The sequence below is a fragment of the Polyangium sp. 6x1 genome (genome assembly GCF_029946515.1).
In the GTDB taxonomy this organism is placed as follows: Bacteria; Myxococcota_A; Polyangia; order Polyangiales; family Polyangiaceae; genus Polyangium.
In genome coordinates this window covers 1-21868 of sequence record NZ_JARZHH010000099.1, presented here as the reverse complement: position 1 = coordinate 21868, position 21868 = coordinate 1, and the positions used below count along the sequence as shown (strand labels likewise).

The window sequence follows — 21868 nt, the reverse complement described above, 5'->3', positions numbered from 1 at the left end:
GCCCATCTGCGCGGGAGCGTACGGCGATGCGCACCGTAAATCGGTTGACGTTCGGCCTGTGTGCTCCTTTCGTTAGGGGGCCATGACGGCGGGTGGGCGCCAGAGCCGGGCGGAGCGGGACGCGCTGGACGCGCGCGCCATGCGCCGCATCTGTGACGGGGACGACGACGCCATCGCGGAGATCTACGATCGCCACGCGAGCGTCGCGTACGGCCTCGCGCTCAAGATCGTGCGGGACGCGCTCGAAGCCGAGGACGTGGTGCACGACGCGTTCGTCGCGATCGTCGAGCGCGCCGATCAGTACCGCGCGGAGCGAGGCACCGTGGTCGCTTGGCTCGTCACCACGGTGCGAAACCTCGCCCTCGATCGCGCGCGGCGACGCACGCGGCGTGCGCAGATCACGGAGGAAGAGCTCCGGCACGAGCCGAGCGAGCCCGTGATCGATCCCGAGTCGAGCTCGGTCCTCGACCTCGAACGCCGCGCGGTCCGTGCCGCGCTCGGCGGTTTGCCCGCGGCGCAGCGCGCGACCCTGGAGACGGCTTTTTTCGAGGGGCTCAGTTATCCCGAGATCGCCGAGCGTGACGGCGTGCCGCTCGGCACCGTGAAGTCCCGCGCGGCGCGCGCCCTCTCGGCGCTGCGCGTGGCGCTCGAAGGCCCGCTCGAAATGCAGGGGATGGGGAGCGCCGGCGAGGACGAGTGATCCCGTCGGCCTCGCGCGCCTCGTTCAGCGCCGCTTCTGCGCTCCCAGTGCGAACGTGATCCCCCGGGCCAGCGTGCTCAGCGTGCGCATGCCGCCCACGTCGAGCTCCACCATCGTGCGCGCCACCTCGGGCCGCACGCCCGTGAGCAGCACCTCCGCGCCGAGCAGCCTTGCTCCGCGCACTGCCTCGCAGAGCAGCCCCATCACCGCGTGATCGGCCGCGCGCAGGCCCGTGAGATCGATGATCGCGAACGTCGCGGCGCGCGTCGACACGCCGGCGAGCAACGCGTCGACGATCCTCGCTGCGCGCCGTTTGTCCACCGAGCCGATGAGCGGCATCACGAGCACGCCCTCGCCCACCGGCAGGAGCGGCGTTTCGAGCTCTTCGAGCATCGACTCCTGCGCCCGGATGATCTCCTCCTGCATCCGCGCGCGCTCCGACTCCGCGACCTTGCGCATCGTGATGTCGCGGTCCACGCCGCGATAGCCCGTGTGCACGCCGGCCTCGTCGAAGAGCGGCACCCCGCTCGTTTCGAGCACCACGCGCCGCCCGTCCTTGTGCAGATTGACGTTTTCGAGGTCCTTGAACGGCGCGCGCGCGGCGATGATCGGGCCGAGGAAGGCGCCCACGCGGGCTGCCTCGTCGGGCGGCATGAAGTCGAAGGGCGTCTTGCCGAGCGCCTCCTCCGGCTCGTAACCGAGAAAATCGCGAATTCGCGGGCTCACGAACGTGTAGACCGCGTTCGCGTCGACCTCCCAGACCCAGTCGTTCGTCACCTCCACCAGCATCACCAGCCGGCGCTGGTCCTCGCGCAGGCGCCGGTTCTCCTCGCGCAGCCTGGCGAGCTCGCTCGTCGTGTCGTCGACCCGAAATGCGACGTCGGTGTCCGTCGGCATCCGCGCAATCTGACACGCCCTCCCGTTCCTTGCCCTGACGGTGCCCTGCTCTTTGCCGCTCGATCGCTCGACGCGACGAACGGGGGTGGCGCCGCGCGACGCGCGCGACATTCTCCCGGACAGCCATGCCCGCGTATGCCGGTCCGCTCACGCCCGTCGAGGCGCCCCTCGTGCCGCTCGGCCTCGTGCCGCTCGCGTCTCTGCTCGCCGCGATCGTCGTGGCCCTCTTCGGCGCGCGGATGGGCAGGAGCCGCGCGACGCACCTCGGCCTCGGCGCGACGCTCCTCGCGCTCGGGATCGCGCTCGCCGACACGGCCCGCCTCGCCTCGCTCGAACCTGCGCGCCGCGCACTCTTCGACGTGGCCTTCCGCCTCGTCCGGATCGGCTCGCTCGACGCGAATGCCTCGTTCGTCCTCGACCCGCTCGGCGCGGGGTTCCTCGTCACGGCGCTGCTCGTCGTCGCGATTGCACACGTCTTCGCGCGCAAGCTCATCGACGACGATCGCGCGGCGATTCGCTTTGCCGCGACGGCATCGCTCTTCGCCTCCGGCCTCTCGCTCGTCGCGCTCGCGGCGGACGCGATCGTGTGGCTCTTCGGCTGGGCGGCCACCGTCCTCGCGGCGGGCCTCTTCGTGGGGCAGGGCAAGAGCTCGCAGCCTTCCGCGTCCGCGGGCATGCGTGCGGGCGTGACGGCGAGCCTCGGCGGCGCCGCGATCGTCTCCGGCCTCGTCTTTCTCTTCTGGGGCCTCGGGGGCGCGTGGCTCGACGAGGGCCGTTTCCTCGCGGATTTCCGCGCGCGGTTCGTCCCTGTGTATGCCGAGGGGCATCTGCCCGCCGAAGCGACGATCGCCGAGGACGTCGAGCGTCCGCGGGGCGAGCGTGACGTGAAGATCGTCGCCGAGCGCGCGGACAAGCGCGGCTACCTCACGTTCACGAGCCACCCGGGCGCGCGCGTGTACGTCGGCATCTCGGATCGCGCGCAGCTCGCGCAGAACCCGACGCCCTTCGCGGTCGCGCCTTTCGTGCGGCGCGAGATCGCGGCGGGCCCGCATTCGATCGTCATCGCGCCGGGCGGCGGCGCCACGGTCACGGGTGATGGCCTCGAGGTCGCGTGGATCGAGGGCCTCATCGTCCCCGAGGGCGAGGAGGTCCGCATCGCGCCGCTCGGCCCCACGGTCGCGTTCCGCGAGATTCACGATCAGCTCGTCCTCCGCGACGCGGAGGGGCGACAGAGCGTCGCGCGCTCGCTCCTCGGCAAGCTCGGCGCCGGCTCGATGGGCCTCGTCACGCTCGCGTGCCTCCTCCTCTTCTTGGGCGCGGCCGCGACGAGCGCGACCTTTCCCTTCACCGGCTGGCTCACGAGCGCCGCGCCGTCGCTCTCGCCTCCTGCGCTTGCGCTCGTCCTCGGCCTCGCGCTCGCGCCGGGTCCGCTCCTTCTCGTTCGGCTCTCCGATCTCTTCACGTTGAGCCCCACGGCAGCCAGCGTCGTCACCGTCGTCGCCGCGTTCTCGGCCGTGCTCGCGGCGCTTCGTGCGGCGCTCGAACCACGGCACCCCCAGCGCCTCGCGCACGGCACCGTGGCCGCCGTGAGCCTCGCCTTCGTCGCGATCGGCCTCGACGAGCCTGCGTTCGCCGTCGTCCTCCTCGCCCTCCATGCGCTCGTGCGCGCGGCGACGTGCCTGCGAATGACCGAACGTGGCGAGAAGGGACCGGTCAAAACGCTCTCCTTCCCCGGCGCGCGTGTCCTCCTCGAAGGCCCTGGCCCCAAGATCGGCGAGGCCCTCTTCGAGGCCGCCAACACGATCGCGCGTGGCGCCTCGAAGCTCGTCTCCGCGATCGACGACCTCGTCCTCGGCCTGCCCGCGCGCCTCTTCGAGCGCCTCTTCTCCCTCTTCGTCGCGCTCGTGATCCTCTTCGTCGCGGCGCCTGCCTTTGCCGACGAGCCCGCGGGCCGCGCCGTCCTTCGCCCTGAGTTCGGCGGCGACCACGTCGAGCTCTCCCTCTCGCCCGACGGCGAGCACATGACGGGCGCGTTTCTCCTCCGCAACGAAGGCCCCGGCCCGCTCGAAATCTCGCGCGTCGACGTCCGCAGCTCCGCCACGGATCCACGCCTCCCGCCCGGCATCACGGTCAACGTCGAAGGCCCCCGCGCCTCCACGCGCATTGCGCCGGGCCAGGAGCGCCGCGTCACCGTCCGCTGGCGCTACGAGGCCGCCCGTGCCCGCGAGCTCTACGGCCAGGTCATCGTCGAATCGAGCTCCCGCGCCGCCGGTGACGGCGGCGAACCCGGCCGCCCCCTCGCCATGGCCATCCGCGCCGAACGACCGCTCGGCCTCGGCTTCCTCGGCCGTACCCCGCTCTCCGTCGTCGTCTTTTTCCCCCTCCTCGGCACGCTCCTCGCGCTCCTCCTCCGCGTCACGCGCCGCGACACCGCGCGCGCCCTCGCCGTCACGAGCGCCCTCGTCCACGGCACGCTCCTCGTCTTCGTCGTGTGGCTCTGCGTCCGCTTCGACCGCGCCTTCAGCCGCGCCGACGGCAATGACGGCTTCCAGCTCATCGAGCGCGCTCGCCTCCTCCCTTCGCTCGGCGTCGAATACTTCCTCGGCGTCGACGGCCTCTCCCTCGCGCTCGTCGCGGCGGCCGTCCTCCTCGCGCTCATTGCCTCGATCGCCAGCGCCACCTTGCGCGACCGCGCGGCCAGCTACCACGCGCTCGCGGGCCTCTTCCTCACGGCCTCGCTCGGCGTCCTCGTCTCGCTCGACCTCTTCCTGTTCTGCGCCTTCTGGCTCCTCGGCCTCGTGCCCACGAGCCTGCTCGTCGCTCTCCGCGGCGGCCCTGGCCCGCGCCGCGCCGCGTCCCGTGTCCTCGTCTCCTCCTTGATCGGCGCCGCGCTCCTCTGCTTTGCATCCTATTTCCTCTGGCAAAACGCCGACCCCACGTACCTCGCGACGGGCGAATCCGTCCGCCGCGCGGCCGCGATCCCGGAGCTCGCGCGTGTGGCCTGGGTCGAAAAGGGCCTCGTCATCGGTGGGTTTTCGGCCGTGAAGGTCCTCTGGACCGCGCTCTTCGTCGCCTTTGCGCTCCGCATGTCCGCGTTCCCGCTGCCTGGGTATCTCGCGGATTTGCACGCCGAGGCCGACGCGCCGACGAGCGTCCTCCTCTCGGGCGCCCTGCTCTCGACCGGGGTTTACGGCCTTTTGCGGCTCAATGTGGGCGTCTTGCCCGACGGCATGCGCTGGGCGGCGACGACGATTTCGATCCTCGGCGCGGCGGGGATCCTGGTCTCCGCGCTCGCGGCGATCGCGCAGAACGACCTCAAGCGCTTCCTGGCGCGCATTGCCAGTGCACACGCGGGCCTCGCGCTCCTCGGAATGGGCTCGCTCACGCCGCAGGGATTCGAGGCGAGCGTGATCGTGGCGGCGACGCACGGCGTGATCCTCGGCCTGCTCTTCGTGCTCGTGTCGGTCCTGGAATCGCGGGTCCAGACGCGGGACCTCGGTCGATTCGGCGGCCTCTCGCGGGAAATGCCGCTGTTCGCGGCGCTGTTCGGCCTCGGCATGCTCGCGTCGGCTGGATTGCCGCTGCTCGCTGGCTTCTGGGGGCCGCTGCTCGCTTTGTGGGGAGCCTTCGCGCGGGAGCGGGCGATGGGCGCCTTCGGGGCGATCGGGCTCGTGGTGCTCGCGGCGGTGCACATCTTCGCGATGGGTCACCTCTTGTTCGGCGAGTCCCGCGAGGAGTGGCAGACGAGCAAGTACCTGGAGCCGTTCGGCGGGAAATTCCCCGCGCTGAACGGGCGTGAGCTCGCGGCGGTGTTGCCGTTGGCGATTGGATTGGTGCTGCTCGGCGTGGCGCCGCGGCCGCTCCTTGGAATGGTGGACCAGGCCTGCCTCGGGCTGCACCGGCTCGTGGATCGACCGGGGCCTTTGCAGATTGCGGCGACGGAAAACCCCCGCAAGCTCGCCTGAGCGATGGCCTCCCGGAAACCGAAAACGAGCGGGCAGCCCCCCGAAGGCCGAGGCGTGGGCGACTACGAGGCGACTCTCTGGGCGGCCGCCGACAAGCTACGGAGCAGCCTCGACGCGGCCGAATACAAGCACGTCGTCCTCGGGCTGATCTTCCTCAAATACATCTCCGACGCATTCGAAGAAAAACACGCCGCCCTCTCCGCCGCGGCCGGCGCCGACCCCGAGGATCCGGCCGCCTATCGCGCAGAAAACGTCTTCTGGGTCCCGCGACGCGCGCGCTGGTCGTTCCTCTCCGATCACGCGAGCGAGCCCGGCCTCGGCAAGCTCGTCGACGAGGCCATGCTCGCAATCGAGCGGGAAAACCCCGCGCTCGCGGGCGTCTTGCCCAGGGACTACGCCCGGCCTGGGCTCGACAGCACGCGCCTCGGCGAGCTCATCCAGCTCTTCGGCGACATTGGCTTCAAGGACCGCGGGGCGCGTGGGCGCGACGTGCTCGGCGACGTGTACATGTATTTCCTCGGCCATTTCGCCGCGGCCGAGGGCAAGCGCGGCGGCCAGTTCTACACGCCGAAATGCGTCGTCGAGCTCCTCGTGGAGATGCTGGCCCCGTACAAAGGCCGCGTCTACGACCCGTGCTGCGGCTCGGGCGGCATGTTCGTGCATAGTGAAAAGTTCGTCGAGGAGCACGGCGGGCGCCTCGGCGACATTCGCGTCCATGGCCAGGAGTCGAATCCGACGACGTGGCGCCTCGCGAAGATGAACCTCGCCATCCGGCAGATCGACGGCGACCTCGGCGGCGAATGGGCCGACAGCTTCCAGCGCGACCTGCACGAGGGCCTCCAGGCCGATTACATCCTCGCGAACCCGCCGTTCAACGCCTCGGACTGGGGCGGCGCGCGCCTGCGTGACGACGCGCGCTTCCCGTTTGGCGTGCCGCCCGCGGGCAATGCGAACTTCGCGTGGGTTCAGCATTTCCTCCACCACCTCGCGCCCACGGGGATCGCCGGGTTCGTGCTCGCGAACGGCAGCATGTCGTCGCAGCAATCGGGGGAAGGTGAGATCCGGAGAAAGCTCATCGAGGCGGACCTCGTCGATTGCATGGTCTCGCTCCCGGCGCAGCTCTTCGACTCCACGCAGATCCCTGTCTGCTTGTGGATCCTCGCGCGCGACAAGAAAAACGGGATCGGCGAGCAGGGCAAACGGCTGAAGGACCGCAGCGGGAGCGTGCTGTTCATCGACGCGCGCGCGATGGGGACGATGGTCGACCGCGTGAAGCGCGTGCTCACCGCGGAAGACATCACGAAGATCGCGGACATCTACCACACTTGGCGCGGCGAGCGCGAACCGACCCGTTATGCCGACGTGCCCGGGTTTGCGCGTTCCGCGACGCTCGCGGACGTCCGCGCGCACAAGCACGTGCTCGTTCCGGGTCGTTACGTGGGCTTCGACAGCCGCCCCGAGGCCGCGTGGGATCACGGCGCCTTGCAGGCGGAGCTCTCCGAGATCCTCGCGCGTTTCCAGCAGATCGATCGGGCCTCGAATGCGGCCTTGCGTGTCCTCGAGGAGCTCTTGCGTGGCTGAGCCGTATCTCCTTTGCCCGAAGAGCTGGCGCCGCGGCACGCTCGAGCCCGACGGGGAATTGATCGTTCGTGTCGATAGCGGTGGAACGCCGAGCACGTCGGTCGACGAATACTGGGACGGCGACCTCCCCTGGCTCACGCCGAAGGAAATCACGAGCCTGCAAGACGGCCTCTTCGTCTCGCGCACGGAGCGCTCGATCACCGAGCTCGGCCTGGAGAGCTCCGCGGCGAAGCTCTTGCCGCCGGGCACCGTGATGCTGAGCAAACGCGCGCCGGTCGGCGCCGTCGCCGTGAACGCCGTCCCGATGGCCACAAACCAAGGCTTTTTGAATTTCCGTTGCGGCCCGGCCTTGCGCCCGCTCTACCTCGCATATTGGCTGCGCGCGAATCGTCCCTACCTCGACAAGGTGGCGAATGGCTCGACGTACCCGGAGCTCTACCAGAGCGACCTCTTCGAATTCGAGCTCGCCGTGCCCTCGCTCGCCGTCCAGGATCGCATCATCGAGGTGCTGAGCGCCCTCCAGTTCGCCGCGCTCCTCGGCCTCCCGCTCGAACAATCCGTCACGAGCCCCGAGGCGATGGTCGCGCTCCAGGAGCAAAACCGCCGCCTTTCGAGCATCCGCGACGCGCTCCTGCCCTTGCTCCTCTCGGGCGCGCTGGACGTATCCAAGAAACCGTGACGATCGCGCGCATCCTGGCCTTATCCTGAGGCCATGATGCGGCCTTCTCTTTTCTTGCTCGTCCTTCTCCTCGGTATCCCCGCCTGCAGCCCGGCCATTGCGCCGCGCACGGGCGACACCACGCCGGCCGGCAAGTTCGGCTGGTCCGTTCACGGGACGCTCTGGAACTTCGGCACGGGCCACTTCGAGCGCGGCGCGGGCGACGACGAATCCGTCTCCACAGGCGGCGCGGACATCTACCCCGAGACGGAGACCTTCCCGTGGTTCATGAGCGCTGGGTTCAGCGTGTACGAGGTCGGCCTTCGTTATGGCGTTAATCGCTGGTTCGAGCTCGGCGCCTCGCTCGGCTTCCAGCGCCTCGGCGGCGAGACGCGCTTCGCATTGCTCGACGAGGACGACCGCGACCCTGTCTCCCTCGCGTTTGGCGTTGGAGGGTATTACACGGCTGTTGCGAATGGTCCGTGGGGGCGCGCGGGCTTTGATTTGAGCATTCGCCTGGGCAGCGTGGCGCCGCTCCTCAACCTCTACGTGAGCCACGGGGCCGCGTACCACACCGCGTATCTGGATTTACCCGGGGACGACGATTGTCCCGAGGAGGCGCCGTGGCAGCCCTGCGGTGAGCTCCTCGGGGTGTTCTCGAACGAGACGCGATTGTCTGGGGCGCTGGGGGTCGCGTTTGCGGTGGGGAAGGAGGGGGAGAAGCAGGGAGCGCTCACGTTTGGGCTCGTGCCGCACGTGGTGCTGCATTCGTATGGGCAGGAGCGAGGCCTCGGGGGGAGCACGGCCGAGGACCTCCGCCACGATGCGGGGTTGCATATCGTGATTGGGGGGCAGGGGCCGGGGTGGTGAGCGATCAGCTCGACGCTGCGGATTCGAGCTCGGCGAGCTCGCCGTCGCGGCGGTGGTAGCCGGTCTCGTCGATGATGGCGCGCGCCTTTGCGAGGTGCTCGCGGGCGGCGGGTCGGTTGCCTTCGGCGAGGAAGAGGCGAGCGTAGCCGAGGTGGGCGTCGGCTTCGTGCAGGCGGAAGCCGGAGCGGGTGGCGAGGGTGAGGGCTTCGTCGAGGTCGCGGCGGGTGTCGGCGAAGTTGCGGGTGTGCGTGTGGAGGGCAGCGCGGGCGAGGAGGCCGAGGGGGAGGTAGTCCTGCTGGCCAGAGTGTCGGAGACCATCGACGGCTCGGGCGAGATGGAACGCGGCCTGGGCAAGTTTGTCGATGGCGCCGCGCTGGGCGATGAGGTGGTTGGCGCGGCCGAGGGAAAGGTGATCGAGGGCGACAAACAGAGTCCAGTTTCGAGCCGTTACCCATTGCAGCGTTTGCGCTGCCCTTTCCGCGACGTCGGTATATCGGTCCTGATCAAGCAATGCGTCGCAGTAGTGGAAGCCTCGAAGCACATAGAGTAGGGGACGTGCGGGCTCAAGAACCCTTTGCATCCGTTCAGTCTCTTCAAAAATTGCGACGGCTGCGGATGAATCTCCAAGCTTGTGCAGGATGGTTGCCAACGTTGTCTCACTGTTTATTAGAGCGTTGGCTTCACTGCTATTAGACGCCAGGCTGACGCTTGTCCTCGCATAGACAAGGGCTTCGTGCAGATCGCCACGTGCCTGCAATGCCTCGCTTACATTAGATGAAAAATTTGAGGCATTGCTCCAGTCCTGGAGAGCGATGATCCGTTCCACGGACTTCTGCATCAGCCCGATCGCCTCGGACAACCGTCCCAGAGCGCGAAGCACGAAACCCGCATCGTGTAAGATTAGAGCCTTTTCGGCATCATTGAGGCCTTCGACGACATGCTCCCACGGCGGGTCGAAGAACGCAGCCAGTATAACGGCCTCACTCCCGACGGCCCCCAGCGTACGCAAGTCGAACGACTCTGGCCCACGTCGAATCCGAGCTACAAGAACTGCATGTAGCGCGTCTTGATGTCGGCCAGCGCGACAACCATGAACCACCGCGGCGTAAAGCGGAGTCATCTCCTCTATCGTATCGGGGTATAGCTTCGAATTTTTCTTATGGTACTCGTACAGTCGCCGATGCCCCTCCTGCCAAGCGGCTGGTTGCTCTCGCTGTAGTTGCTCTCCGAAGTGTTCGCGCACAATCGGGTGGGCATCGAGTGTTCTATCCTGGTTGCCATCTGCCGCCTGAGCCAAAAGGCCCGAGCGACGCAGCCTAAAGATGGCTTTGTTCCACTTGTCCCACCCGATGCGCGCAAGCGCATCCGTCAGTCCCGGCACCGCCGGGATATCTCTGAGAGCATCAATTTCGCCCTCACTCGCTGGCCGATCAAATAGCCCAAGCATCCGCAAGATAGCCATCTCCGGCCCACCGTTGAACCATCGCTCATACGCTGCCATCACCCGCCGTGCATGCCCACCCTTCCGCTCGTCCTGCGCCAGCGCCCCGATTTCCTTCCGCCGACGAATATCCCCCTCCGCGACATCCTCCAAATAAGACCCGAGCAACGTCAGCGCCAAGCTGTGCCCCTTGTACTCCTTCGCAGCTTCCCGCAGCTCATCGTCCGTTCCTTTCGCGCCGCGTGCCCTCAGGAGCTCGGCGCCTGCTTCCGGAGACAGGTTCGCCAGATCCTTCGCGCGAACTGTCTCCTGCGAAAGCGCATCCAGATCCGAAAGCCCGATCCGGCTCGTGAACAGGCATAGCCCCTCGTTCTGCGCCCCCAGCTCTTTCACCAGCGCTTCCATCGCCGGATCCTTGAGCCTGCCTTGCTGCACCCCTGGCCCCCATTGCAAGGGCTCCACGCCGTCGAGGATGAGCAGCGTCCGCTTCCGCCGTACCAGCTTGGCGAGCCGCTCTCCTTTATCCCAAGGCGATCCCTGTGTCGGATCCGTATCGCCGAACCACTTCAAGGCATGCGCAAAGAACTCGTCCGACGAGGCAAGCCGGTCGGTTCCCTGGCTATAAAACGACCACGCATACACCCGTTCCGCCCCTCGCCACCGACCCCGGTCCATCTGCCGCAGCCACGCATTGACGAGCGCGCTTTTTCCCACGCCGCCGAAGGCGATGACCGACGCCACGCGGACGCCGTCGTTCCAGCACGCATCCAGCCATGCGAGTTCCGCCTCGCGTCCGAAGAGGTCGCGGTTCGTGGCGGGCAGACGTGCGATGGCGACTTGAGCCAAGGAAGCCGAGCCGGTCGTCGGGCTCGTCGGAGACGACCGGCTCAGCGAGGGTTTCGCGGAAGTGCCCCCGCGTCGAGCAGCGCCCACAGGAGCCGGACGGCGTTCCGCATCGCGTACTTGCGGAGAGCGCCTCCGCCGATCTGGTCGAGTGTCTTCTTGCGCTTGTCCCCATAGTCCGAGATGCCTCGAATGGCGATTGCGCGCTTCGGTGTGCCCCGGGTCTGGGCGGCAAGCAGAACGGCTGCCGATTCCATTTCGAGCGCCTTGACGTTGCGATCATGGGTGCGAATCCAGGCAGAGAATGCTGTGGCGGCACCGACGACCGGGCCCGTGGCCACGTGGCCGTCAGCGAGCAACGTGACCTCACGGCGCATGAGGTTCTCGTCGAAGAGGCGGTCCCTGGTCGCGGCGTCGGTGACCAATGCTTGGAGGTCGGCAGCGCAGTCGGCGCGAAAGCGTCGATAAAGATCCGGATGCTTGAACTCGAAATTCCGTACGGCGTCGAGCAGGGCATGATCGGCGCGGTGGGCTGGAGCGCCGGGGACGAGCGTGAATTCGGAAGGTTTGCGCTTCTTTGGCGACGCCTTGGCGTCCTGCATGTATTGCACGGCCTGCGGAGGCACGTAGACGTCCCCCGCGCGCAAATCGTCGTGTACACCCGCCGCGATGCCCACGACCACGAGGCTTTCCGGCTGGTGAAGCGCGATGATTCGTTCGGTCACGCGGGTTGCTTGGGCCTCGCCCATGTCGCCGACGAAGGCGGCGACGATGCGGTAGGGGCCGCGCTCGAAGCGGTACGAGGTAAGGACCTCGTCCTCGTGCGGCGTGTAATCGTTGCCGCGCATGTCCAGGAGCTCGCGGAACTCCTCCTGGAGGGCGACGACGATGCCGAGGTCGACGGGCTTTTGCGGGGTTGCATGATCGCTGGGCATGGCAGTGGGCGGCGTCGTGGTGACCTTGAATTCCGCGGGGATGCTCACGACGATGGGTGCATGTTCGCGGGTCGGCGGGAGCTTCTCCTGGTCGCTCTGGAGGCGGGCCAGCTCTTCGTCGCGGCGGTGGTAGCCGGTTTGGTCGATGAGCACGCGCGCTTTTTCGAGGTGCTTACGGGCGGCGGTGGTGTCGCCTTCCGCAATGCCAATGCGTGCATAACCGAGGTGGGCGTCGGCTTCGTAAAGCCGCATGCCACAGCGTTCAGAGATCGCGAGTGCCTCATCCAAGTCACGTCGTGCAAGCACGTGTTCCTTGCAAATCACGTGGAAATCCGCCCGAGCCAGTAGAACGAGCGGTAGGTAATCCTGTCTACCGGCTTGCCGCAGAGCGGTCGTGCATGCATTGAGATGCTCTGCAATTTCACGGCGCTCGTTCGTTGCGGCGTTGAGCATGGCGCTTCGAGCTATGACCAGACGTGACAGTGCGACATCGAGAAGAATTGCGCTGTGCGCTTGTGAAATCGATAGGGCCTGTACGGCGCGACGGTTGGCAGTGCCGCACTTGCCTTGATCCAGTAGCAGGTCGCAGTAGGCAAATCCTTCGAAACTGATCAGGTGTCCGGGAATCAGATCAACTTCGCGTAGAAAAAACTCCTCGGCCGCATTGAAGAGAGACTCTGCGCGCGACATGTTGCCGGCGTGATGAAGCACGCGTGCTAGCATCACGGTCTTACCTATGATCTGGTGCTCTGCCCCCGAGCGTCTTGCAAACGAGAGGCTTTCTTCTGCGTACCTCGTAGCCGTGTCTATATTGCCCAATTTTAGGTGCGCGTCGCTCAGATTGCCGGATGCGATTGCCGCATTGTGCCAGTCTTTGCTGGATCGTCGGATCTCCAATGCCATCGCCATGGGTCCTTCGGTCGCCTCGTGGATCCTACCGAGGGCTCGCAAGGAGTACCCAGCTTCTGCGAAGATGTGTGCCCGATCGCCCTGTTCACGTATGTTGCCAGAGATTTTAAACCATGGTGCGTCGAAGAAGCTCGACAGGACGGCGAGATGTGCACCGAAGGCCCCCAGGGTTCGAACATTGAAAAAGAGGCTCCGTCGCTGAATACGCTCGCGATACACGGCGTCGAGCACTTCCGTATGACGGCCCGCCATGCAACCATGTGCTACGGCTTCATAGAGTGGCGCCATCTGCTCTATTGTATCGGGGTATTGCGGAGCCATTTTCTCAAGATGCTTGTATAGTCGCCGGTGCCCCTCCTGCCACACCCCCGGCTGCTCCCGCTTCAGTTGCTCGCCGAAATACTCACGGATCAAGGGGTGAGCATCTAGCCTATCCTCCCCATGCGCGTCCCCTCCCGCCGCCAGCAATCCGACGTCACGCAGTGTCGTGACCGCCTCGTTCCAAGCGCTTGCAGACAGGCTTTTCAACCTATCCGTCAACCCGACGATTGTCGGCTTTGCTCGCAGTACCGCAATTTCGTCCTCCCGCGCAGGCCGCTCGAACAATCCGAGCATACGCAGGATATTCAGCTCCGGCGTCCGTTTAAACCACCGCTCGTAGGTTGCCATGATTCGGCGCGCGGGCTTCCCTTCGAGCGGCGGGATGAGCTCGCGATTGCGAATGTCACCCTTATGTGCCTTCCGGATGTAGCTCCCCAGCAGGGTGAGTGAAAAAGAGTGTCCGTGATACTCGTCGGCTGCGGCTCGAAGCTCCTCTTCCAATCCTGTCGCGCCCCGAGCCTTGAGCAACTCCGCACCCGCTGCTGCCGACAAATGTTCGAGATTACGCGCCTGCACCTTCTTTCCACGGAGCCCTTCCAGATTCGTCAACCCGATCCGACTCGTAACCAGGCAAAGCCCCTCATTCCACCCTGCCAGCTCCTTGACCAACACCTCCAACGCCGGATCCTTGAACCTCCCCTGCTGCACCCCCGGCCCCCACTGAAGCGGCTCCACCCCATCGAGCACGAGCAACGTCCGCTCGCGCCTCACCAGCCTCGCCAGCCGCTCCCCCTTGTCCCACGGCGACCCCTGCGTCGGATCCGTATCCCCGAACCACCGCAACGCCGCGTCGATGAACTCATCCGACGACGAAAGCCGGTCCGTCCCCTGGCTATAAAACGACCACCCATACACCCGCCGCGCCCCGCGCCACCCATCATCCCGCACCCGCGCGAGCCACGCATTCACGAGCGCGCTTTTCCCGACCCCGCCCCACGCCACGATGCTCGCGACGTGCACCCGCTCCTCCCAGCACGCATCCAGCCACGCGAGCTCCGCGTCCCGCCCGAACAGCTCGGGGTTCGTGACGGGCAGCCGTGCGATGGAGACCTCGACCACGTTTGTCACGCTACCGGATCACGCTGCGGCGTCCAGACGGAAGCGGGGATCCTCTACCTCCGGTACCGCCCCCGCGTGATCCGCCAGTACACCAGGCTCGCCACCTGCCGCGGGCTCATCCCCTCGATGCGTAGCCGGAGGAAGCGCGCGAGGCGCAAGATCCCCTCGGGGTTCAAGCGGGCAGCTTTCCGAAGGGTGCCACGGCGCATGGCCTCCTACAGGTAGCAGCCGCGCCGCTCGCTTTCACGGCGAGAGCGCGTCGGCGTCCGTCGAGCCCGCGTCGACGTGCCCGCAACCCGCGTCGACGTCCGCGGAGGCTGCGTCGACGCCCGCGGAGAGCACGCCGTCGTCTCACGAGCGCGCATCGGCATCTGCCGAGCGCACGCCGACGCGCGCCGACCGCATGTCCACACCCGCGGAGAGCACGTCGTCGTCCGCCACCCGCACGCGGATGCGCGCCGAGCGGAAGTCGTCGTCCGCCAAGCGCACGTGCACGCCCGCGGAGCGCATCATGTCGTCCGCCGAGTGCACGTCGACGTCCGCCAACCACCCGTCGACGCCCTCCCCGCCGACGCCATCGTCCACCGCCCCCACGCCATCGTCCACCGCCCCCACGTCCACATCCGCTGGAATCTTGCTCCCTCCCCCGAATTCGCACCTTGGAGTCCTTGACGGTCCATGGGTCGACCTTACCCTGCGCGGACCCTTCCTCGCGCCCCTACCCCCGCGCGACGAAGAGGGAGAAAGGTACGAGCGTAATGAGCATCGGACCCAAGGCGGCATATAACGGCACGCTGACGATCGACGTTTCCGCGCTGAAGAACGACCTCGTGGACCTGCCCCCGGGCGGCACGCAGAACCTGAAGCACGAAAAGCCCGGCTTCGACGACGTGCTCGTCGAGCTGCAAAAGGCGAAGACCGGCGCCCTCTCCAACGCGGGAATCGCGCTCGACATCGTCACCCGTATCGAGGACCGCACGGCCAAGCTCGCGGAGATCCGACAGAAGAAGGCCGAGGCCGAGAAGCTCGCCGAGGTCCTGCGCGAGACCGAGGCGGAGCTCGAACACGCGCGCGAGGGCGACGTGGCGCTCGTGGCCAAGGGCGTGCAAACGGCCGTGCAGCACGTGGATGCCGGCGTCGCGGCGCACTTCGAGAAGACGTCGAAGTATTATTCGCAGATCGCCGACAAGGCCGTCGCCACGCGCCGCAAGAATGCCGAGGCGAAAGAAGTCGCGGAGACGACGACGCCCTGACCCGCGTATTCACCTGAAGTCATATGCGCGGCGTCGGGCGCATCTCCCCCGCGTGCCCGACGCCGCGTTCACCCGGCACCGCTCGTCGGGAATCTTGCTGTCCTCACTCGCTTCGTGATACGGCTTTCGGGCGGGAGGGGCTTGCATGGACCGACACTTATTGCAAGAGTGGGTATACGCCGCCCGTCGTGCATAGGTGTCACGTCACGGGTTGCGGTGACGCCGGGTGTCCCCTTTGCCCGGCGTGGGTCGGGGACCTGCTCAAGCACATCATCTACAAGAGATGGTGCGCCTATGTCTGCGCGCAACACCCGTCGAGCCCGGTCAAGATTGTCGCGTGGGGAGCTGGTTTCATTCCCATGATAGGCAAGGGTATGAATGGGCCGATCTGCCTGGAGCAGTCGACACCATGAAGACCGCGCAGGACCAGCGTGGCACCGAGAAAACGTCGCTCACCGAAGCGCTGCAATCCTCCTTCGAGAAAGCCGGCTTGCCTGCGACAGAGAGCCTGCGCGAGGGCTGCAAGGAGCTCGCGAAGCAACTCGGTCATCACGCCACGACGCATTTCCTCATCGGCCTCTTCGCTGCGCCGCGCTGCCTCGCGCGAGCCTACCCGATGATGTGCCCCTCGAAGGAGGATCTGCTCGCGGTTTTCGATCAGTACCTCTCCGCCATGCAGGCAAGTCGCGAGAGGCACATGCATATGCCGCCCGAGGTCGTCGAGTTCTACGCAGAGAACACCGCTAGAAACGCCAAGCTCGAAGCCATCGCGCGGGACATCAGGTCCCAGCTCGAAACCTGGGAGTACTCGCCGAGCGCGCCCGAATCCCTCGTTCGCGCCGCGCGCACGTGGATGGACGTGTCCGGTCACGGATGGTCGGACGCCGAGTGGGACGCTTACGAGCTCCCCGAGGCGCCTGAGCCCTCCGCCAAACCCTGACGCCGATTCCACGCCCCGCGCCGATAGCAGCGACGACGCCCTCAATCCTCGTCGTCCTCGTCGTCCTCATCCAACCCCTCGAACAGCGCCGCGTGCCGCAGGCTCTCGATCGTCCCTTCGATCTCAGACTTCGGCGACGCGAGGGAGAAATCGCCCTCGGCAAAGCTATATCCGTCGACGATGCCCTCCTCCGAGAGCAGCACGAAGCGGTCGACCCCTTCGGGCTGCGCGATGAGCACGGCGAACGGCGCCGACGGCGGGCTCGTCTCTCCGAAGAAGCTCCGCTGCGCCGCGCGGTCGCGGATCTCGTCGATCGAGAGAAACCGGAACGTCCCCCACGACAGGCCATTCACCCGCTCGTAGAAGCGGACGACCGCGGGGGGCAGGGGAGCGCCGAGGTGCGCTTGCAGCCAGGCGATATCCTCCGCCGAGGCGCCGCGGATCGGCGCGTCGTCGGCCGGAAGGAGCGACGTTCGCAGTGCGACAAGACGCTCGAACCAGTCGTCCCGGTCGAGCGATACCCGGACGCCGTCGTCCGGGGTCGATACGCCCAGCACCATCGCCGGGCATTGCACGTACGCCGCGCCCTCGCACATCGTCCGCGCGTGGTGCCGGAGGCGAGCGGCGAAGCGGAAATCTTCGAATCCGCTCGAATACGTCTCGTACCGGAGCCCGAGGAGGTTTGCCTCCTGCGCGAGCCACACGTCGAAGCCCGGGTACATCGGCCCGAGCGAGGGCACGTCGTCGATGTCGATGTAGAGGACCGGATAGTCGCCTTCGCGATCCGGCTCCTTCGATAGCATCCACACGCGGCGATGCTCGCTCCCGCCGGGCACGAGGAATCCGTGCTCCATCGCCGGCACGGCGAAGAAGTCCGCCCAGGACTCCGCGACCTCCTCGTCCGGCTCGGGATCGGACGGCGGTTCGTCCAGGTCGCCGAATTCGTCCCTCGCGATGGCTTCGAGCGAACGCGGGGTCCACCGGAAGGCCTTCGTGAGCTTGAACCAGCCGAGCGTCGAGAGCCATTGCGCGTCGAACGCGAGCCACGTTCGGAGGCTTTGCGGCAGCGGCGCGCCATTCGGGAGCGTGAGCGCGTCCAGGACCTCCGGCGAGAGCGGGCGGAAGTCGTTGTCGTGCTTCGGCCAGGCGTCCTTCTTCTTTTTCTTCGGGACCTCGATGCCGAGCGCCGGCCAGCCTTCCTCCTTCACCTTTGCAATCACGCGCTCGACCAGCGCGACGCCTTGCGGACCGCGGTCGTCGAGCGCGTCGAAGAAGCGGCGGTCGTCGCGGATCTTCGCGAAGAGCGCCTCGGTGCGGAACGCCGTCCGCATTTTCTCGCGCCCGTCGTACCCGAAGCGCATCGCGTCCTTGACGAAGCCGAGCGCGGCGTCGAGGTCGTCGAGCTCGATGGCGACACACGCGGCATTGAAGAAGATCGCCGGGTTCTCCGGGCCGTGGGGGAGACAGGCGGCGAGGTACCTGCGGGCGCGCGCGGGATCCTTGCCGAGGTGCGTGTTGTCGTCCTGCACCGCCCACAGCGCATTGCAGTACGTGGCGAGCTCGTGATTCTTCACCTGGAGGAGTGCATCGAAGAGCACGAGCGCGTCGCGCGGCCGGGTCTTCACCCACGCGTACGCGAGCTGGGTCAACGCGCGCTGGAAGGCGCCGCCCGCGTACCCTCCTTTGGCGCGCGAGAGGAGGCCGACGCGCTCGGCGTCGTCGAGGGCGAGCAGGGTCGCCGCGTGCGCCTCGTTGTCGTGCTTGAAGGAGCTGCGGAGCTTGTCCTCGTCGGGGCCATTCAGGCGGGCGCGGACGAGGGGGAGGTCGAGCCAGGCGTTGGACATGCGCGGAAGCTAGTCGTCCGCCGGGACAAGCTCAACCTCCACAAGGACCCCCGCCTCCCCGATTCCAATCCCCCCAGGCCTCCGCCACCCGCGCCCCCTCCGCGCCGAGCAGCCCTTCCGCAATCGCTCGCCTCGCCGCCGCATCCTCCGTATCGAGCGACATCCGCGCCTCGATCTCACGACCCTCGATAGGCGCGTGACGACCCGCCAAAACCCCCGCGATCACCTTCCCGCGCGCCGGCAACCCTGCCCCGAGCGCCGCATGCGACCTCTCCGTGAGGCCCACCCAGCCATCCTCCCGGATCACGAGCGACACATCCTCGAAATCCACGAGCCCCGGGGTCTCCGCGGATAGCACCGTGAGCGGGTCGTGCATGATCGAACAATCTTTCCCTGTCCCCACCCACGCCTCGAGATGCCGCACGAACATCCCCGCCGCCGGGTGCGCCTTTCGCAGCGCGCACGCGAGCGGATCGTCCGGATACACCCCGAGCCGCTGCCGCATCCCGTCGCCGAAGCTCCCCCAGCTCGAATGGCTGAACAGGAGCCGCGGCTTTTCCACCCGGCCAAGCACACGCGCGAACGCGCCCGGGTCGAGCCGCGCATTGTATTGCGCCGCTTCTCGGCGGTACGCCCCCGCGAGCGCCGGTCCCATTTGAAAGAGCCGCACCCGCGCCGCGAGATCCGGACGCGCCCCCAGCGCCGCGTCGAGGTTCGAAAGCGGTCCGAGCCCCACGTAATCGACACGCGGATGCGCTTCGAGGACACGTACGATCTCCCCGACCGCGTCGACCGAGAATCGTACGTCCTCCCCCGCGAGCCCGATGTCTTCCACGAGGCACGACGCCCGATCGCGCACGCTCGGCAGCCCCGCGGCGACGGGGAGATCGACCCCCGCCGCCCGAAGCAGCCCCGCGAGGAACCGCGCCCGTCCTTGTCTGCGTGTCTCGTCGCTCGTCACGAGCAAGGCAACACGAAACCGGGATGGATTCGCCGCGAGGATCGCCGCGACGCACGTGTCGTCCGGATCCGTCCCGATATCCATGTCGAAGATGGCCGGCGCCTCGCCGAGCCGAGATTCGTGGGTCGAGAGCACGAGCGGAGGATACTACGGCGCAAACCGCACGAGCCCGAAATCCGTGCCGCTCTTCGGCGAGAATCCGCGCCCGGCGAGGACGACCTTTCCATCCGGCTGCAAGAGCCCGTCGTATGCGCCCCAGGCCCCGGCTGCCGGGACCACCGCGCGCCCTCCATTGCCGAAGCTCGTGTCGGGTTTGCCGTCCGGCAAAAACTTGAAGACGACGATCGTGTCGCGGTCGAGATGGGCCGTGGTCGCCACGTAAAACGAGCGGTCCGGGAGCGGCACGAGCGCCGGGCCGTCGTCGAGCGTCGGGACGGCCTCGTACACCGCGACGCCCTCGACCGCCACCGCGAGGAGCCCGTTCGTGCCGAACGTCATGTCACGCGCGCCGTTCACGTCGAGTCGCGCGACGCCGACCTCGAACGTCTGGTCATCGCCCGTCTTCGGGATCAGGCCCGCGAGCAGCAACCCACCATCCACTTCCTGCACCATGCGGCCCGCCGAGAACGCATTGTTCAGTATCACCCGGCCCGCATTGCCGAAGGCAGGGTCGAGCGCGCCGCTCGGGAGCAGCCGCATCACGACCGAGTTCTTGCTCTCGCCCGCCGGTGTGCCCGCGCCGACGATCCTGCCATCGGCGAGCGTCAGCAGGTCTTCGACCGAGCCGGCGAACGAATCGAACGACGCCACCCCGAGGTTGCCGAAGTCCAGATCGGGCTCGCCCGTCGCGAGCAACCTCGCGACGTAGGGGGTGTTGATCGGCAGGCCCATGAGATTCCCTCCGATCACGACGCGCCCGAGGCTGTCGACGGCGAGCGCGCGAGGACGGCCATGCGGCGGGCTGTCGAGGCCCACGATCCCACCCAACCCGAAGCTCGCATCGAGCGCGCCTGTGGTGTCGAGCCGCGCCACGAGGCGGAGGGACGGGTCGGGCGTCTCGCCCGCGACGATCACCTTGCCGTCGGGTTGCACCCCGAAGCCCATGGCATTGGTGAACGTGTCGAGCACGACGACGCCCCCCGCGCCGAATCCCGCGTCGAGCGTGCCGTCCGGCAGGTGCCTCGTCACCATTGCGTTCTCGAAGGCGCTGAAATAGCTCGTCGTGCCCGCCGAGATGATCTTCCCGTCCTCGGTCGCTCGGACCGAGAAGGCGGCGTCCGTCGTCGCGCCCGATTGCAGCACGGCCAGACCTCCCCCCTGCCCGTACGCGGTATCCTGCGCGCCCTGGGGCGTGAGCTGCGCGAGCGTGACACCGACGTCGAGCGGGAAGTCCCACTTGCAAGCCGCGATGACGCTTCCCCCCGGGGCCACCGTGATGTCGCGGAGCAAGCACGCCGTGGGGAGCGCTCCGACCCCCGCCGCGCCGTACGTCGTGTCGAGGCTCCCGTCGGCGCCGAGGCGAGCCACCGCCTTGCCGCTGTAGGCGTTGAATCCAACGAGCACCGATCCATTCGGCAAGGGCTGCACGGACTCCGCGCGGGTCCCCTTGTTGAAACTCGCGATCCCGTCCCCGTCGCCGAACGAAAGGTCGGGTTTGCCGCTCGTGTCGAGCCGGAGGACCGCGGGGCTGCCGGACGACTCGCCGGCCACGAGGATCTTGCCATCCATGGCGATGCGGCAGGTCGAGGGCGCGCGGGACGGCGCCCATTGCGATTCGTAAGGCATCACGAAACCCGGCATCGCGAAGATGCCGTCCTCGTCGAAGCCGAGATCGAGCGCCCCGCTCGGCAAAAGCCGCACGATGGCCATGTCGTAGTTGCCGCCGCCGCAGAGGACGATCTTGCCGTCGTCCGCGAGGACGACGCCCGAGGGGAACGACTCGTTCCGGAGCGGGACCTCGGCCATTCCCTGCTGCCCGAAGCTCGCGTCCACGCTTCCGTCGGCGAGGAGGCGCTGCACGAGGTAGGGGGGCGGCTCGGCAGGCGCAGGTTCCTCGCGTAAGCCGGCGACGATGATCTTGCCGTCGGGCTCTAGCCCAATCGAGAACGCCCTGCCGCTCGCGCCGAGCGCGAGGCCGCCTTCGCCGAAGGAAGACACGAGATGGCCGCTCGCGTCGACGCGCGCGACGAGCACGCGGTGCAGGCGCCTGCCTCGCGTGATCGCGCCCGCGACGAGGATGTCCCCATTCGGCGCGACGACCACGTCGTGGAAGGCGGTCCGGCCGACCTTGCTCACGAGCACCTTGCCGCCTTCGCCGAAGGAGGTATCGAGCGTGCCGTCGGCATTGGCGCGAAAGAGCAAGCCCTCGCCGTACAAACCGGCGGACGTGCCGCCGGCGACGAGGAGCTTGCCGTCCGGCTGGCGCGCCGAGGCGTGAACGAGGTCCCGGTTGGGCAGGTTCCCGGCCGTCGTGGCGAGGCCCGCCGCGCCGAAGCCCGGGTCGAGCGAGACGAAGGCCTCCGCGCCGCCGCCGCCCGCGCCGCCGCCGCCGGAGCCGCCGCCGACGCCACCGACGCCGCCGGAGCCACCGACGCCACCGACGCCGCCGGAGCCGCCGACGTCGCCGCCGCC

General features: G+C 67.6%; 15 protein-coding genes. 7 read left to right on the top strand and 8 right to left on the bottom strand.

Annotation, left to right across the window (positions count from 1 at the left end; all coding sequences use genetic code 11):
• The first annotated feature begins 139 nt into the window (after positions 1-139).
• Positions 140-700, top strand: coding sequence for a sigma-70 family RNA polymerase sigma factor (locus tag QHF85_RS45630; RefSeq protein WP_281333800.1), 561 nt, complete (start codon positions 140-142; stop codon positions 698-700).
• A 24-nt stretch (positions 701-724) separates the two neighbouring features.
• Here QHF85_RS45630 and QHF85_RS45625 read toward each other — a convergent pair whose 3' ends face one another.
• Positions 725-1597 carry a PAS domain S-box protein gene (locus QHF85_RS45625; protein WP_281333799.1) on the bottom strand — a complete coding sequence of 291 codons (873 nt, stop codon included), beginning with the start codon at positions 1595-1597 and terminating at the stop codon, positions 725-727.
• 125 nt (positions 1598-1722) lie between these two features.
• Here QHF85_RS45625 and QHF85_RS45620 point away from each other — a divergent pair, with 125 nt between their 5' ends.
• The 4 genes from QHF85_RS45620 to QHF85_RS45605 are packed head-to-tail and all read left to right on the top strand — an operon-like array spanning position 1723 to position 8671.
• Positions 1723-5562, top strand: a complete 3840-nt coding sequence (locus QHF85_RS45620; protein ID WP_281333798.1) for an NADH-quinone oxidoreductase subunit M — start codon at positions 1723-1725, stop codon at positions 5560-5562.
• Between the two features lie 3 nt (positions 5563-5565).
• Positions 5566-7143 (top strand): class I SAM-dependent DNA methyltransferase, encoded by a 1578-nt coding sequence (locus QHF85_RS45615; protein WP_281333797.1) that lies wholly within the window; start codon positions 5566-5568, stop codon positions 7141-7143.
• Positions 7136-7822 (top strand): restriction endonuclease subunit S, encoded by a 687-nt coding sequence (locus tag QHF85_RS45610; RefSeq protein ID WP_281333796.1) that lies wholly within the window; start codon positions 7136-7138, stop codon positions 7820-7822. The genes QHF85_RS45615 and QHF85_RS45610 overlap by 8 nt, the downstream gene beginning before the upstream one ends.
• Positions 7823-7855: 33 nt before the next feature.
• Entirely contained in the window at positions 7856-8671 is an 816-nt protein-coding gene (locus QHF85_RS45605) for a hypothetical protein (protein ID WP_281333795.1), read from the top strand.
• Between the two features lie 4 nt (positions 8672-8675).
• Here the strand turns inward: QHF85_RS45605 and QHF85_RS45600 are convergent, their stop codons facing one another.
• From QHF85_RS45600 to QHF85_RS45585, 4 genes are all read right to left on the bottom strand, one after another.
• On the bottom strand, positions 8676-10958 hold the full coding sequence (locus QHF85_RS45600; RefSeq protein WP_281333794.1) for a tetratricopeptide repeat protein: 2283 nt from the start codon (positions 10956-10958) through the stop codon (positions 8676-8678).
• Positions 10959-10999: 41 nt separating this feature from the next.
• The gene (locus QHF85_RS45595) at positions 11000-14239 is read right to left on the bottom strand and encodes a hypothetical protein (protein WP_281333793.1); all 3240 of its coding nucleotides are present in this window, start codon (positions 14237-14239) and stop codon (positions 11000-11002) included.
• 53 nt (positions 14240-14292) lie between these two features.
• A complete protein-coding gene (locus QHF85_RS45590; RefSeq protein ID WP_281333792.1) occupies positions 14293-14448 on the bottom strand; it encodes a hypothetical protein in 156 nt (51 codons plus the stop codon).
• Between the two features lie 142 nt (positions 14449-14590).
• A complete protein-coding gene (locus QHF85_RS45585) occupies positions 14591-14854 on the bottom strand; it encodes a hypothetical protein (RefSeq protein ID WP_281333791.1) in 264 nt (87 codons plus the stop codon).
• Between the two features lie 143 nt (positions 14855-14997).
• Here QHF85_RS45585 and QHF85_RS45580 point away from each other — a divergent pair, with 143 nt between their 5' ends.
• Positions 14998-15492 carry a hypothetical protein gene (locus QHF85_RS45580; RefSeq protein WP_281333790.1) on the top strand — a complete coding sequence of 165 codons (495 nt, stop codon included), beginning with the start codon at positions 14998-15000 and terminating at the stop codon, positions 15490-15492.
• Positions 15493-15901: 409 nt separating this feature from the next.
• Complete coding sequence (locus QHF85_RS45575; RefSeq protein ID WP_281333789.1) at positions 15902-16432, top strand: hypothetical protein; 531 nt, start codon at positions 15902-15904, stop codon at positions 16430-16432.
• A 41-nt stretch (positions 16433-16473) separates the two neighbouring features.
• On the opposite strand, the gene QHF85_RS45570 is transcribed toward QHF85_RS45575, so the two are convergent.
• The 3 genes from QHF85_RS45570 to QHF85_RS45560 form a co-directional block, all read right to left on the bottom strand.
• On the bottom strand, positions 16474-18276 hold the full coding sequence (locus QHF85_RS45570) for an SMI1/KNR4 family protein (protein WP_281333788.1): 1803 nt from the start codon (positions 18274-18276) through the stop codon (positions 16474-16476).
• 31 nt (positions 18277-18307) lie between these two features.
• On the bottom strand, positions 18308-19372 hold the full coding sequence (locus QHF85_RS45565; protein WP_281333787.1) for a nucleoside hydrolase: 1065 nt from the start codon (positions 19370-19372) through the stop codon (positions 18308-18310).
• 12 nt (positions 19373-19384) lie between these two features.
• On the bottom strand, positions 19385-21868 hold a 2484-nt coding region (locus QHF85_RS45560; RefSeq protein WP_281333786.1), incomplete at its 5' end, for a hypothetical protein.

What these genes read in the sequence shown, in the direction of transcription:
- QHF85_RS45630 (WP_281333800.1), top strand. Translation starts at nt 140, where the DNA reads ATGCGCCGCATCTGTGACGGGGACGACGACGCCATCGCGGAGATCTAC.
- QHF85_RS45625 (WP_281333799.1), bottom strand. Translation starts at nt 1,597, where the DNA reads ATGCCGACGGACACCGACGTCGCATTTCGGGTCGACGACACGACGAGC.
- QHF85_RS45620 (WP_281333798.1), top strand. Translation starts at nt 1,723, where the DNA reads ATGCCCGCGTATGCCGGTCCGCTCACGCCCGTCGAGGCGCCCCTCGTG.
- QHF85_RS45615 (WP_281333797.1), top strand. Translation starts at nt 5,566, where the DNA reads ATGGCCTCCCGGAAACCGAAAACGAGCGGGCAGCCCCCCGAAGGCCGA.
- QHF85_RS45605 (WP_281333795.1), top strand. Translation starts at nt 7,856, where the DNA reads ATGATGCGGCCTTCTCTTTTCTTGCTCGTCCTTCTCCTCGGTATCCCC.
- QHF85_RS45590 (WP_281333792.1), bottom strand. Translation starts at nt 14,448, where the DNA reads ATGCGCCGTGGCACCCTTCGGAAAGCTGCCCGCTTGAACCCCGAGGGG.
- QHF85_RS45580 (WP_281333790.1), top strand. Translation starts at nt 14,998, where the DNA reads ATGAGCATCGGACCCAAGGCGGCATATAACGGCACGCTGACGATCGAC.
- QHF85_RS45575 (WP_281333789.1), top strand. Translation starts at nt 15,902, where the DNA reads ATGAAGACCGCGCAGGACCAGCGTGGCACCGAGAAAACGTCGCTCACC.
- QHF85_RS45570 (WP_281333788.1), bottom strand. Translation starts at nt 18,276, where the DNA reads ATGTCCAACGCCTGGCTCGACCTCCCCCTCGTCCGCGCCCGCCTGAAT.